This is a genomic window from Bremerella sp. JC817 (genome assembly GCF_040718835.1).
Lineage (GTDB): Bacteria > Planctomycetota > Planctomycetia > Pirellulales > Pirellulaceae > Bremerella.
In genome coordinates, this window is record NZ_JBFEFG010000274.1 from 246957 (window position 1) to 259585 (window position 12629).

Here is a 12629-nt window from a genome sequence, read left to right on the forward strand (position 1 = left end):
TTTTCCAGTTGGTGTACGATTGTTGCCGTAGGTTGAAAACCACCCCATAACGCATAAAATCATCGGTTCTCGATAACTTACTGCTTTTTGCTTCCCCTTTGGATTTTGAACATGGCCAACAGCCTCTCCCGTCCTGAACAGCCTGAACACAATTTCAAGCGTGTTGCCATCCTGTTTTCCGGTGGTCCCGCCCCGGCCGCGAACGCGGTGATCTCGACTGCAGCCGTTTCGTTTTTGCGTGCCGGCATTGAAGTGCTGGGGATCATGAATGGCTATTCGAACCTGATGCAGTTCGGTTCCGATCGTCCGATGGAAGAGGATCGTGACTACATCGTTCTGGACCATAAGGCGCTCAGCCGTAGCCGTGCCAAGCAGGGAATCATGATCGGTACCGCCCGTGCCAACCCTGGCAAGGCGATCTCGCACCCCGATCATCTGAAGGACAAGGAACGCTGCAAGGCTTTCCAGACTACCTACGATGCTTTGAATTCGCTGGGCGTTGACGCGTTGATCTCGATTGGTGGCGACGACACGCTGAAGACCGCCAACAAGTTCAAGATGTTCCAAGACACGCTGCCAGAAGGTAGCAAGAAGATGCCGGTCGTCCACCTGCCAAAGACGATCGACAACGACTACAACGGCATCGACTTCACGTTCGGCTTCTTCACCGCCGTCGATTTCCTGTCGACCGAAATCCGCACGCTGCTGTACGACGGCGAAGCCTCGAAGGCTTACTTCCTGTGCGAAGCCATGGGTCGTAGCGCTGGCTGGTTGGCTTACGGTGCAGCGATCGCTGGCGAAGCTTCGCTGGTGATCAGCGTCGAAGACATCACTGGCGATTACGTCGAGAAAGAATGGGAAGAAAACGGCAAAACGCTGAAGACGATGAACGTCCCGAAGGTGGTCGATCGGATCGTCAAGACGATGCTTGCTCGCGAAGCCGAAGGCAAGGAATTCGGCGTGATCGTCCTGGCAGAAGGCCTGGCCGAAATGCTGCCGACTTCCTACCTGGAAGGCGTCGCCCGTGACGATCACGGCCACATCGCGATCACCGACATTCAGCTCGGTCGCACGTTCAGCAAGTGGGTTGCCAAGGCCTACGAAGAAAAGACCGGCCGCAGCCGCAAGGTGACCGGCATCCAGCTCGGTTACGAAGCCCGCTGCACCAAGCCGCTGGCCTACGACGTGATCCTGGGCAGCCAGTTGGGCGTCGGTGCTTATCGTGCCCTGGTCGAAAAGAAGCTGAACGGCGTGATGGTTTCGGCCAGCGGTCAGTTCGAGCTGCACTACGTGAACTTCGAGGACCTGGTCAACCAGGAAAACCTGGTTACGGTTGTTCGCCACATCCCGCAGGGCTGCGACTTCCAGAAGCTCGCTCGCTTCCTGGAAACCTACGTGAACGACTAGTCACGCCCGGTTCGCCAAAACTAAGTTAATCCGAAAAGGTCACCATCCGGTGGCCTTTTTTCGTGCGCTAACTTCTCAAACCAATACCCCATATCTGGAATTCTGCTTGCAGCCAATCGTGGTACACGCCTAAACTAGAGCCCGAGCGATATTCATTAAATCGCATTTATTTTTACTTGCATGATGTCGCGGGTAATTCCACGCGGCCTGGTGCGTTCATCGGAGCTCGAGTCTATGAAAGCCACGCGAAAAGTATCCATTCGGGCCGGTTTCACACTGGTCGAACTTCTGGTGGTCATCGCCATTATTGGGGTTTTGATCGCCTTACTGCTGCCGGCCGTTCAACAAGCGCGCGAAGCTGCCCGACGGATGCACTGCTCGAACAACCTCAAACAGTTGGGGCTGGCGATTCACAACCATCACGACACCTACCTTCGATTTCCAGGCCTGCGGGTGAACAACGGCGGTACACGTTCGACCGATCCTCAGGGGAATGAAGGACGTAACAGCGGCATGATGCATATCCTGCCGTACCTCGAGCAGTCGGCGATCTACGACATCCTCTCGGCGCCTGGCAATTACGGCGGCATCAACGTACTGGAATTCGGCCCGATTCGCGAACGTGTCTATCCGCCGTATCAAGCAACGATTCCTGCGTTCGTCTGCCCTTCGAATCCTTCACCGGCCGCTCAGATCTGGAGCCGCAGTTGGGGACCTCGCAGCTATGCGGTGAGCGTTGGCGATACGATCAACGCCAGCCACAATCTCGAGAACCCTCGTGGCCCGTTCGGCCGTGTCGATCATGGCAAGCAGCACCAACTGACGATGGCCTCGGTCACTGACGGAACGAGCAACACGATCATGATGGCGGAGCGTGCTTTCGGCACGTCGGGCAATACGCGCGACATCCGCGGCTTCTTTGCGAACAACGTCAGCGGCTTGAACACCTCGCCGATCTCTTGCCTGACCACCGCCAGCCAAGGCAAGTACAACACATCGCAGTCAGTGCAAGAGGCGCGGGCGGTTGGCGTGCAGTGGTTCGATGGCTTCCCTGCGTTCACTGGTGTAACCACCGTCTTGCCTCCCAACAGCCCTTCGTGTGCCAACGACAACTGGGGAGACCAATGGGGTTTGTTCAGCGCCAGCAGCTTCCATCCAGGCGGCGCAATGGTGCTGATGATCGATGCTTCGGTGCACTTCATTCCTGAAACCATCGACACCGGCGATCTGACCCTGGCCGAAGTTACCAGCGGTCCTTCGCGCTACGGCGTGTGGGGAAACCTCGGCAGCAAGTCAGGCGGTGAAACGACCTCCCTGCCATAAGGTTCGTTCTCGATCGATTCCCTCCCTTCCATTCCAACCTCTCGTTTCCCCACAAGAGACATCGTCATGAAAACTTGTCGAAGCTGGCTTAGCTTCTCCGCCACGGCATTAGTCGTGGCGATATTGAGCGGGTGTGGCAACTCCGATTTACCGAGCACCAGCTCGGTGAAGGGGCACGTCACCTACGAAGGAAAACCGCTGGCCGATGCGATGGTCATCTTCAGTCGTGGCTCGCGCCGAATGGCAGAAGGCGAGATCGCTTTAGGACGAACCGATGCCAATGGCAACTTCGAACTGACCACGCACGTCAGCGGTCAGGCCGATGTCAAAGGGGCGGTGCCGTCGAACTACGAAGTGACTATCTCGAAAAAGGTGCCCCCCAAAGGCATTTCCGAAGCCGACTACCAGGCCCGCGTCGATGCCTTGAACAAGGCCTCGGAAGAAGGTTCGTCCGTCGCACCCGGTAAAGAACCGCCGCCGCTGGTCGAACTGCTGCCGCGAGACGTCTCCGTCCCTGGCTCATCGAAACTGACGGCCGAAGTGAAGTCCAACGAAATGAATGATTTCCAGTTCGATCTCTAAACTTCCTGCCATTCGCCATCCTGCAGAACCAATCCGAAGCCCGGCATCCAGGTGCCGGGCTCGCTGGGGTATCTTCTTCACCCCACGTCGCGAAATGCACGTCTATCAATCGAGATGCCAATCGGGCAATTCTGGCAAATTAAACCGATTGCATATTGGGCTACCAATCTCTTAAACGCCACTCATCGCGACAGCATAAAAAGTCATATGTTTTAGAAATAAACATTGACCAGCTAAATTTAAGCCGATAAAACGATCTAAGAGCCGACTTTTCCACATTTCATCTCATCTCTTATTGGAGTCTGGCAATGGGCACGCGCTATCGCAATTTGGGTAATCTTCGCGGTTTCACGTTGGTAGAACTACTGGTTGTAATTGCAATCATTGGGGTATTAATTGCACTCCTTCTGCCTGCTGTTCAGCAAGCGCGCGAGGCCGCTCGCCGCATGCAATGCAGCAACAACATGAAGCAGATGGGCATTGCCGTTCATAACTTCCACGACACCTATCTCCGTCTGCCACCCGGCGGCGCGGCCGACAAGATTCCCTTCGGTACCAGTACCACCGAAGCAGCATGGGGAAGTTCGTGGATGGTCTATTTGCTTCCGTACATTGAACAGAATGTCATGTACGACAAGTTCAACTTCGGTGGTGGCTCAGGCTGGGGAACGAATGCTGCGAACAACACGAATGCCGCCAAGAACGTTTTGATTAGTGGCTATCTTTGCCCATCCTCACCGCTGGAAAAGTGGGCTCAGAATCCTCATTCCAACGGACCTATCATGGCCCCGAGCTACGCCGGGATCTCAGGTGCGGTCAATGGCTTGATCTCGGGATACACCGAGTCACGCTTCAACACACCTGCTTCGATCACAGGCTGCTGCTCTGGGGGCATTGCGGGTGGCGGTGGTGCGATCATCCCCGGCGGTCAGATTGGCCTGGCCTCGCTTACCGACGGAACCTCCAACACGGCACTCGTGGGTGAAATCAGCGACGCATTGATTACCGCCAACGGTTCCAAGCATGACTATCGCAATGGCGTTCGTCACGGATTTATCATCGGCTGGCGTAGCAGTTCGACACCACCGAACGCTGGTAATGGTGGTGACTTGCGAACCTTCAACATGGTCACGATCCGCTATCCGGTGAATCAGCAGCGACGTCCCGGCACGGGCTGGCCCGATGCCCCCGGCAACTGCGGATCGGATGGCATCTGCGACAACGCGAGCACCAACATGCCGTTGATTTCTGCCCATCCTGGCGGAGCGATGGTGTTGATGGGGGATGGCTCGGTCCGCTTCCTCGCCGAGACCGTTCCGCTCGACCTGGTCGCTCGAATGGTGACCCGCGACGACGGTCAGGTGCTCGAGCTTCCGTAAGCACCTCGAACATTTCTCGCGGGCACGCAAGCACGGATCGCTGCCCGCGACGCATTCTTTCTTCCATCGCTCTTATCGCCACGGAACCATTTATGAACGCCCCTACGAAGATGGCGGCGAACGCCATTTGCTTGCCTTTGCTTTGCCTGGTTTTGATTGGCTGCAACTCCAAACCGCCGATCCCCAAATCGTACCCGGTCCAAGGCGAGGTCACCCTCGACGGCAAACCGATGGCCACCGGTGAGGTCGTTTTCGTTTCGGTGAAAGACGGAATCCGAGACACCGTGAAAGTGATCGACGGAAAGTTCTCCGGAGAAGTCCTCGCCGGCGATCGCAAGGTGGAAGTGCGATCGTACGTTCCAGTCGCGGCCAACACCAACATGTATGGCCCCAACGAGGAACAGTCGATGAAGAACATCATCCCGAAGAAGTTCAACGAAGAAACCACACTCACCGCGACGGTCGAAGAGTCGGACAAGAACAACTTCCAGTTCGAGGTAACTTCGACCTAGGAAGTCGCCAGCCGCGAGAAGATCGCCAGCTTGTCAGGGTTCCGGACTACGTACAGCGACTGCACCTTGCCATCCACCACTTCTACCTGGTAGGCGGCAAACAGTTCGCCATCCATGTAGCCGAGGATGCCGGGGGCACCGTTGAAACGGACCGCGCGGAACTCGACAGCGTGGTTTCGCCGCGCGTTGCGAATGACGCGAATCATGAAGGTCGTCACTTCGTCGAAGCCGACCATCGGACGACGGGCCGCACTGACTTTGCCTCCGCCATCAGAGGTCAGCACGACATCCTCCGACAAGATCGAACGCAGGTTATCGAGATCGCCTTCGTTAACCGCTTCGAAGAACGCGTCTGAAATTCGCTTCACCACTTGGGCATCGGCAGGGGCACGCTGTTTGTCCCCCTTCAAATGCGTTCGTGCACGCTTGGCCAACTGGCGGCAATTGGCCGCTTCGAGTCCCAAGATCGATGCGACTTCGTTGAACTCGTAGCCGAACAAGTCGTGCAGGATAAACGCGGCGCGTTCGGCTGGCTTCAAGCGTTCGATCGTCAGCATCAACGCCATGGAAATCGATTCGTCCAGCTCGGCTCGATCGGCATGGTCTTCCAACAGTGGCTCTGGCAGCCAAGGGCCAACGTAGTTCTCGCGCTGATATTGAGCCGACTTGATCCGATCGAGACACAACCGAGAGCAGACCCGAAAGAACCAACTGCGGGGCGAATCCAATTTCGGCCGACCCGCTTGCTCCCAGTTCAGGTAAGCCTCTTGCACGATGTCTTCGGCGTCTGAAACGCTTCCCAACATGCGATACGAAAACCCGATCAGTTGCTGACGAAGCGATTCAAACTCGTTGGCCGCGACCATTTTAGAAATCCAGATTCAACACTTCGCAATACGCATCCATCCCCATCGCTCGCTTGAGGGTCGGGTAAATGCGACAACCCACGATTACCACGGCTAGTTCTGCAAATGCTTCAACGCCATAGTGCTGCCGAATACGTTCCATTCGATCGGCATCTTGATCGTCGTTTCGAATTACGGCGACCACGTGATCGTGGACATCTTTCAGCGGCTGGGGCAGGGCAGCCGGGTTCTGGACGATATCTTTGAGGAACTGACGATCGAGACCTTTCTCGACACCCATCTTCAGACTGAGGTTGGCACAAGGGCCACAATCTTCGGTCTTCATCACGGTGATCTTCGCCACAAAGAACGCATCCAGCGGCAATGCCTGCGAATAGTTCGGCATGGCCTGGGCGGCGGCGAAGGTTTCGTAAGCACCCGGCGAATCGTGCAACAACTGAATAATGTACCCGGTGTCGTAGTCGTAGTGGGCGCTGAATTGCTTCAGATTCGCTTCCGCTTGTTGCAGGTCCACTTGAAACTCCTTACGTTGGAATTCTGATTGAGTCGTTCGGCACCATAAGCCACTTTCTACGGACCAGACGATTCACCTCCTCGAAATGTGACACCCCTCCCGCAAAAACTTCCCGCTCCCGCTGCCAACCCCTTTGTCAAAGCCCACTTATGAACACCTCTCGCGCTGGCTGGCTCGTACTGCCTTTTTTGCTTTTTGCCGTCTCGGCCGTGATCGCAGAGCCTCCCAAATCGCAGGTCACGCTGCCGACCGGTCCTGGCAATCCGCGGAACAGCGAAGGGGATATGGTCCGCCTGAAGAACGGCGATCTGCTGTTGATCTATACCCATTTCTTCGGTGGCTCGGGCGATCATGCCCAGGCCCACCTCGCCAGCCGCATTTCGCACGACGGAGGGGCGACCTGGTCGACGGAAGATAAGCTCGTCGTTCCGAATGAAGGGGGACTGAACGTGATGTCGGTTTCGCTGCTCCGGCTCGCCGACGGACGATTGGCCCTTTTCTACCTGCGAAAGAACGCTCAGGACGATTGCCGACCGCAAATGAGAATCAGCACCGACGAAGGCCAGACTTGGGGCGAACCGACCCAAGTCATTCCGGATCGTGAAATCGGCTATTACATTTTGAACAACGATCGCGTGGTGCAACTGACTGGTGGTCGCCTGATCGCCCCGGTGGCTCAGCATGTCGGCCCAGGCATGCCGAAGCGCAATAACTCGGCAGCCACGCTGGTTTACTACTCCGACGATGCCGGTCAGACCTGGACACGAAGCACCGCTGCCGCACGGCCACCGAAACGCAACGACCGCGACGTGCTCGTCCAGGAACCAGGCGTCGTCGAACTGAAAGATGGCCGACTGATGATGTGGTGCCGCACCGATGCGGGCAGCCAATTTGTGACATTCAGCGAAGACCAAGGTGAGACCTGGTCGCAGCTGCAACCGTCGAAGATGATCTCGCCCCTTTCGCCTGCCACGATCGAACGAATTCCTTCGACAGGCGACCTGCTGCTTCTATGGAACGATCACTCCGACATCGCACCGGAACTGAAAGGGAAGCGAACGCCGCTCCGTTCTGCAATCTCGAAAGATGAAGGCAAAACCTGGACGCATGTGAAGACGCTGGAAGATAGTCCGACTGGCTGGTTCTGCTATATCGCAGTCGACTTTGTGGACGATCACGTGGTTATGGCCTACTGCGCCGGAGATCGTCGCGAAAACAACGGACTGGCAATCACCAACACGCAGCGATTGCCAGTCTCATGGTTCTATGAATAGACGGCAGGCTTACTTCAAGTCGAACTCGAAGCTGTTTCCAGCCGGGTCGTTTTTGACGTCCGCATTCAAACCGGACGACTTGTAGTTGCCATACTTCTCGGGCAGGTGATGCACCGTTTTGATTTCGGCCTGAGAGGTCGGATCGTCGAGATCGGCCTCTTTGATCACCTCGATTTCGTCCTTGGCGATCTTCACGCGATGTTTGCCAAGGACCGCGCCGTCGTGCAGGTCGAACGTGGTGAGCTTCGCGATGCCAGCAGCGTCGGTCGTGCCAGTGGCACTTCGCTGCTGGTCGACCGAACTGAACGATACCCGAGCCCCTTCAACCGGCTTACCTTTGTGAGTCACGGTGACTTGGGTGGCGAAGACTTCAACGCCAGGATTGTGGCTGACCGGCTTCGCACCGCAGCCGCTGCATGCCATCAACAGCATGCCGCCTAAGATCAATACGCAACGCATTTTCAACTCTCACAGAATAGGGATTCGCTCGGCAAAGACAGAAACTCTGCCGAGGCGGATGCAGATGGGAAACAGGGTCTGGTCACGCCGTCGACTTATTCGAGCGGACGCGACTCGCCACCGTTGATGCTGCCCAACGCTCCCCAAATTCCATAAGGACTGGCACCGGAAGTGACTTCAGGCTGAGTCAGGTCGCCGGTATCGATCGTTTCTGGCAGGAAGCGAACCGACGCATCGCATAGCAAACCATTCACGCCACCAGGATGATAACTGGTAGGCGAGATAATCGAGTCGTCGGTGTTCTCGTTGGTTCCGGTCCAGCAGGAAGGGCTGTTCGGCGGAAGCACGGTCGAGATTGCCGAGAACGCCGGCAAGCGGTCGTTCCAACGCTGGGCCGCACGATTGCTCGCGCCGCCGGCGTATTCGTTGCGGTTGGTGGTCGAAACCGAATCGCGACAAACGGTCGGATCGGTCAAGAAGGCGATGCTCGTGGCTTGCCCCTGCATCACTAGCTTGGCGGTGGTGCCGGTCGAACGCTCAGCCATCATCAACGTGTTGCTCGTTCCGTCGGTGATGCTGCTGAAGTCTTTCTCGACGCGATCGTCGAACAAACCACGATGCGGATTGTCTGGCGTGTAGACATCGCGGTACGAGTCGCCGATCGAGAAGCGATAGTTGTTTGGAGCGTTGCCATTGCTGATGATCGCGTCCGAGCTACCAGCGTCCGAAGGACAGATGAACGCTTCCAGTCGAACTTTGAACGGAGCGAAGTTGTCCCACGGGGTTGGTGGCGTAGCAAGACCATGATTCTTGATCTGCTCGGCCAGGGCATTCTGTTCGAGGTAAGGCAGCAGCAGCACCATCCCGCCGACGCGTTCGTAGTAGGGACCAGGCAGGCGACCTTTCTTCGGGAAGTGGCCGAAGGTGTCGTGATGGTTGTGAAGCGCCAGGCCTAACTGCTTAAGCTTGTTCTGGCATTCCATCCGCCGGGCGGCTTCGCGTGCCTGCTGAACGGCTGGAAGCAATAAAGCAATCAACACACCGATGATGGCGATGACGACGAGAAGCTCGACGAGCGTGAAACCACGCCGCTGCAAAGATGGGGACGTCACGGATCTGATCCTCAAGAATCGATAATAGGGGCAGGGTTTAGGAGGGGATAATTGGGGCCGGAAGGAAGAGGCGACAGCTTGCTAAATAGGAGTGTCCAAGTCGCTTAACCGCGCGGTGACGACCCTCATTCTTGCTTCGAGATAGGCAACCCATGTTCAGTATCGTAGGCACCCTCAAAAGAACAAGATGCAATAATTATTATTTAAATTGAGTGTTTTTATTGCCGCTCGCATCAATGAGATCTGCCGAGCCGATTAGAGCTTCTCGGCCATCTTCTTGGCAATGCCACGGGCCTGACCGCTTGAGGCTTTATCGAGCTTGTCGTAATCCTGTTGCAGCTCAGCACCCTTTTCTGGGTCCGATTCTTTGATCAGGTCGATGTTCTTTTGGATCGACATCATTTCGCTGCCGACCATGCCGGTTTCGATGAGGTACTGCAGATCCTTCTTGATCAGTTCGGAAGGGGGTGTCGTTTCAACGGGGACCGGCGTGCTGCCGGGACCACAGCCGACAACCGCGAACAACAAGGCAACCAGAATCAGCGAACGGGTAGCAATCGACATGGGGAGGATCCAATAAGCTGGGCATGAATGCGGGCAGGAAGGCAGAGCAGAGCGATCTCAAGAATCCGCTGGCCAACCAAGCGTGCTGGCCAGCGGAAACGAGAAAGGATGGAAGCAGGCGGGCCTAAGGCAGGTTGATCACCTTGCCGTCGTTACGACCACCGAAGTTCTGCCAGGTCGCGAGATCGATCGTTTCAGCAATGAACCGATTCGATGCGTCGCCGGCGGTCACTAGAACACCGCCAGGGTGACGGCTGCGAGGGGCATACACCCCGTCGCGATCCGAAGCGTAACCGCTGCCGCTGTTCTGGCAGTTCGGATACTTCCAGTTGGGTGGTGCGATCGTGTTGATGATCGTTTGCGATGGCAAGCCGGCCATCCAATGCTGACCATTACTGCCATTGTGGGCCGTAACCCCAGCGCAGGCCGAGCCGAACGTATCGATTTCCGATTGAGTCGGATATTGGTTCCACGTGACGGTGGAACCTTTGCGGGCTTCGGACGAGTTGCCGTTCATCAGACCCGTGTCGTTATCGTCGCCCGCCAGATGTTCCGACAGCATCAAGGTGTTGGTCGTACCATCGGTAATGTCACGCATCCGGGTTTCGACACCGGCCTTGGTATGGTCGGTCTGCGGTCCGCGGAACATGCCGTTCTGCTGATTTGGATTTGCGTAGCTCTTGGTGCAGCCAACGCTGATGGCGTAGTTGCAACCAGGGCCAGCACCGGGATATTCCTGATCGGAAGGACAAAGGAAGGCACTCAGCTTCACGTTCCGCTGGCTGTTGTTTAAGCAACGGTTGGTGAAGTTGTTCGAGCTGCTTTGTACCAGATCGTAAACGGCGGCCTGTTCGATATAAGGCAGAATCTGCACGAACGCCCCATACCCGTAGTAAGGGTATCCAGTGTCTTCGCCAGCCGTGTAGTTGGCCGCAGGAAATGCATTGTGGGTGTCGTGATGTTGTGGAAAGCGAGGCCAAGCTGACGAAGCTGATTCGAGCAGCTCATGCGTCGAGCCGCTTCACGAGCCATCTGCACGGCAGGCAGCAATAACGCGATCAAGACGCCAATAATGGCGATCACGACAAGCAGTTCTACGAGGGTAAAACCCCGTCGCTGGGGCTGAGACATAACACACCTGCGGGCTGTACAATTGAAAGATAAATTCCAGCAAAAGCGAACGTCCACGCCATTGCGGATAAATAACCAACGCAATCGCCGCCTTAATGGTTAATTACAGAGCCAACTGCTTAACCAGTCAATTATACATAAAGCCCGTAATTTCTCCCTTATCATCAATGGAATATGATCTACGGGAAGGTGCCCCTACAATAGCCACATAGCAACCACCCGCAAATCCATGCCAACACTGAACCGAATCGCTATTTCGCCAGGAAGACGAACGTCCCTTTTTTGTTGCCGGCGACGATATCGATCGCACCATCTTGATTGACGTCGGCCAACGTGATCTGCCGACCGGTACCGCTGTTGCTGTCGACGACTACCGGGTGGAAAGTCACCTGATCGCCAGAACGATCGGTGAGAAAGACAACCAGCAGCGCCGGATCTTTGGCACCTGGGTCGTGGCCGTTGTGGGCCCAATAGCATTTGCCGGTGACGATATCTTTCACGCCGTCGCCGTTCATGTCGGCGAGCTCCACCGCATGCAATTGGCTGAAGACCACCTCGCTGACCGACTTGTCAGGCGTCCCCATGATCTCGTGCTGGGTGAAGATAATTTCGCCGGCGTCGTTCTTCGATTGCTCGTGCCAGACCAGACCATACGCGTGGCCTTGCAGGCTCGTGATCACGTCGTTGTCGCCATCCCCATCGACGTCGTAGGCATGAATTCCAGCACCGCCAGGAGCGAAGCGATATGCGTGCTTTTTCCAGGGACTCGTTCCGTCCCAGTTTTCTGGCTGTTGCCACCAGCCTTCGGGCATCAGGAAATCGGCGCGGCCATCTCCATCGATATCCCCGACACCGAGCCCATGCTGATACCGCCCCCAACCTTGCTTCTCGGAGATTGGCGTCCATTTCCAACGCTGGGCCGGATCTTTCTCGCCTGGCTGGGCATAGCCAAGCTGGCCTTCAAAGTGGCAAACCAGTTCTGGGATTCCATCGCCGGTGATGTCGAGAAAACCAGGGGCTTCGTTATCGACCGCAGGGAATGCGAAGTGCTTTTTCCACAGTTGATCCGAGCCGCTATTCTCGTACCAATGCGCTGGCGTGCCGGGCAAGCCAACTACTAGCACATCATCTAAACCGTCGCTGTTAAAGTCTTCGACGAACGAGAAGAAGTTATCCGAATAACCACGATCGTTCGGAAACGATTTGCCGTCGTAGATCGCGTGCCGCTCGGTGAACTGCGGCCCTTCAAACCAGTTCGGCCCGCAGACAATGTCTGGCTTACCGTCGCGATTGAAATCGCCAACCGAGGCTCCTTCAGCGAAATACTCTTCGGTCAGACGAACCTTCTCGAAGGCTGGCTTCGTCAGGTCTTCGGCTTGGACTGAACTGACAGCGGTCGCCCACAATAGGGCAGGGGAGTACAACATCCACGTGGCAAGCGAGACACGATGCATGGCCAGAGACTTTCGAGCGGGGGAAGCGATGAGGATCGAGCAAGCGAGCCTA

12 protein-coding genes and 1 pseudogene are annotated in these 12629 nt (G+C 56.3%); 6 read left to right on the forward strand and 7 right to left on the reverse strand.

Annotated elements, in window-relative coordinates; genetic code table 11:
• Positions 1-111: 111 nt before the first annotated feature.
• The 5 genes from AB1L30_RS15135 (at position 112) to AB1L30_RS15155 (ending at position 5203) form a co-directional block, all read left to right on the forward strand.
• Positions 112-1407: a 6-phosphofructokinase gene (locus tag AB1L30_RS15135; RefSeq protein ID WP_367014267.1), complete on the forward strand. Its 1296-nt coding sequence runs from the start codon at positions 112-114 to the stop codon at positions 1405-1407.
• Between the two features lie 234 nt (positions 1408-1641).
• Positions 1642-2730: a DUF1559 domain-containing protein gene (locus AB1L30_RS15140; protein ID WP_367014268.1), complete on the forward strand. Its 1089-nt coding sequence runs from the start codon at positions 1642-1644 to the stop codon at positions 2728-2730.
• Positions 2731-2796: 66 nt separating this feature from the next.
• Positions 2797-3312: a hypothetical protein gene (locus AB1L30_RS15145; RefSeq protein WP_367014269.1), complete on the forward strand. Its 516-nt coding sequence runs from the start codon at positions 2797-2799 to the stop codon at positions 3310-3312.
• Positions 3313-3620: 308 nt separating this feature from the next.
• Positions 3621-4691, forward strand: coding sequence for a DUF1559 domain-containing protein (locus AB1L30_RS15150; protein ID WP_367014270.1), 1071 nt, complete (start codon positions 3621-3623; stop codon positions 4689-4691).
• 92 nt (positions 4692-4783) lie between these two features.
• On the forward strand, positions 4784-5203 hold the full coding sequence (locus tag AB1L30_RS15155; protein ID WP_367014271.1) for a hypothetical protein: 420 nt from the start codon (positions 4784-4786) through the stop codon (positions 5201-5203).
• On the opposite strand, the gene sigJ is transcribed toward AB1L30_RS15155, so the two are convergent.
• Together sigJ and AB1L30_RS15165 are read right to left on the reverse strand one after the other, a co-directional pair.
• Positions 5200-6069, reverse strand: coding sequence for an RNA polymerase sigma factor SigJ (gene sigJ, locus AB1L30_RS15160; protein ID WP_367014272.1), 870 nt, complete (start codon positions 6067-6069; stop codon positions 5200-5202). The two genes, AB1L30_RS15155 and sigJ, sit on opposite strands and share 4 nt — an antisense overlap.
• A gap of 1 nt (position 6070) precedes the next feature.
• Positions 6071-6583, reverse strand: a complete 513-nt coding sequence (locus AB1L30_RS15165; RefSeq protein ID WP_367014273.1) for a hypothetical protein — start codon at positions 6581-6583, stop codon at positions 6071-6073.
• A gap of 149 nt (positions 6584-6732) precedes the next feature.
• Between AB1L30_RS15165 and AB1L30_RS15170 the strand changes: the two genes are divergently transcribed.
• Positions 6733-7857: a sialidase family protein gene (locus AB1L30_RS15170; RefSeq protein ID WP_367014274.1), complete on the forward strand. Its 1125-nt coding sequence runs from the start codon at positions 6733-6735 to the stop codon at positions 7855-7857.
• Between the two features lie 9 nt (positions 7858-7866).
• On the opposite strand, the gene AB1L30_RS15175 is transcribed toward AB1L30_RS15170, so the two are convergent.
• From AB1L30_RS15175 to AB1L30_RS15195, 5 genes and pseudogenes are all read right to left on the reverse strand, one after another.
• On the reverse strand, positions 7867-8316 hold the full coding sequence (locus tag AB1L30_RS15175) for a hypothetical protein (RefSeq protein ID WP_367014275.1): 450 nt from the start codon (positions 8314-8316) through the stop codon (positions 7867-7869).
• Positions 8317-8411: 95 nt separating this feature from the next.
• The gene (locus AB1L30_RS15180) at positions 8412-9428 is read right to left on the reverse strand and encodes a DUF1559 domain-containing protein (RefSeq protein ID WP_367014276.1); all 1017 of its coding nucleotides are present in this window, start codon (positions 9426-9428) and stop codon (positions 8412-8414) included.
• Between the two features lie 255 nt (positions 9429-9683).
• Positions 9684-9992, reverse strand: coding sequence for a hypothetical protein (locus tag AB1L30_RS15185; RefSeq protein WP_367014277.1), 309 nt, complete (start codon positions 9990-9992; stop codon positions 9684-9686).
• Positions 9993-10116: 124 nt separating this feature from the next.
• Positions 10117-11123: pseudogene (locus tag AB1L30_RS15190) on the reverse strand (DUF1559 domain-containing protein).
• Between the two features lie 251 nt (positions 11124-11374).
• Entirely contained in the window at positions 11375-12577 is a 1203-nt protein-coding gene (locus AB1L30_RS15195) for a VCBS repeat-containing protein (RefSeq protein ID WP_367014278.1), read from the reverse strand.
• Positions 12578-12629 lie beyond the last annotated feature (52 nt).

Bases quoted from the DNA above. Each gene is read 5' to 3' on its own strand.
- AB1L30_RS15135 (WP_367014267.1), top strand. From the start codon at position 112: ATGGCCAACAGCCTCTCCCGTCCTGAACAGCCTGAACACAATTTCAAG.
- AB1L30_RS15140 (WP_367014268.1), top strand. From the start codon at position 1,642: ATGAAAGCCACGCGAAAAGTATCCATTCGGGCCGGTTTCACACTGGTC.
- AB1L30_RS15145 (WP_367014269.1), top strand. From the start codon at position 2,797: ATGAAAACTTGTCGAAGCTGGCTTAGCTTCTCCGCCACGGCATTAGTC.
- AB1L30_RS15150 (WP_367014270.1), top strand. From the start codon at position 3,621: ATGGGCACGCGCTATCGCAATTTGGGTAATCTTCGCGGTTTCACGTTG.
- AB1L30_RS15155 (WP_367014271.1), top strand. From the start codon at position 4,784: ATGAACGCCCCTACGAAGATGGCGGCGAACGCCATTTGCTTGCCTTTG.
- sigJ (WP_367014272.1), bottom strand. From the start codon at position 6,069: ATGGTCGCGGCCAACGAGTTTGAATCGCTTCGTCAGCAACTGATCGGG.
- AB1L30_RS15170 (WP_367014274.1), top strand. From the start codon at position 6,733: ATGAACACCTCTCGCGCTGGCTGGCTCGTACTGCCTTTTTTGCTTTTT.
- AB1L30_RS15175 (WP_367014275.1), bottom strand. From the start codon at position 8,316: ATGCGTTGCGTATTGATCTTAGGCGGCATGCTGTTGATGGCATGCAGC.
- AB1L30_RS15185 (WP_367014277.1), bottom strand. From the start codon at position 9,992: ATGTCGATTGCTACCCGTTCGCTGATTCTGGTTGCCTTGTTGTTCGCG.
- AB1L30_RS15195 (WP_367014278.1), bottom strand. From the start codon at position 12,577: ATGCATCGTGTCTCGCTTGCCACGTGGATGTTGTACTCCCCTGCCCTA.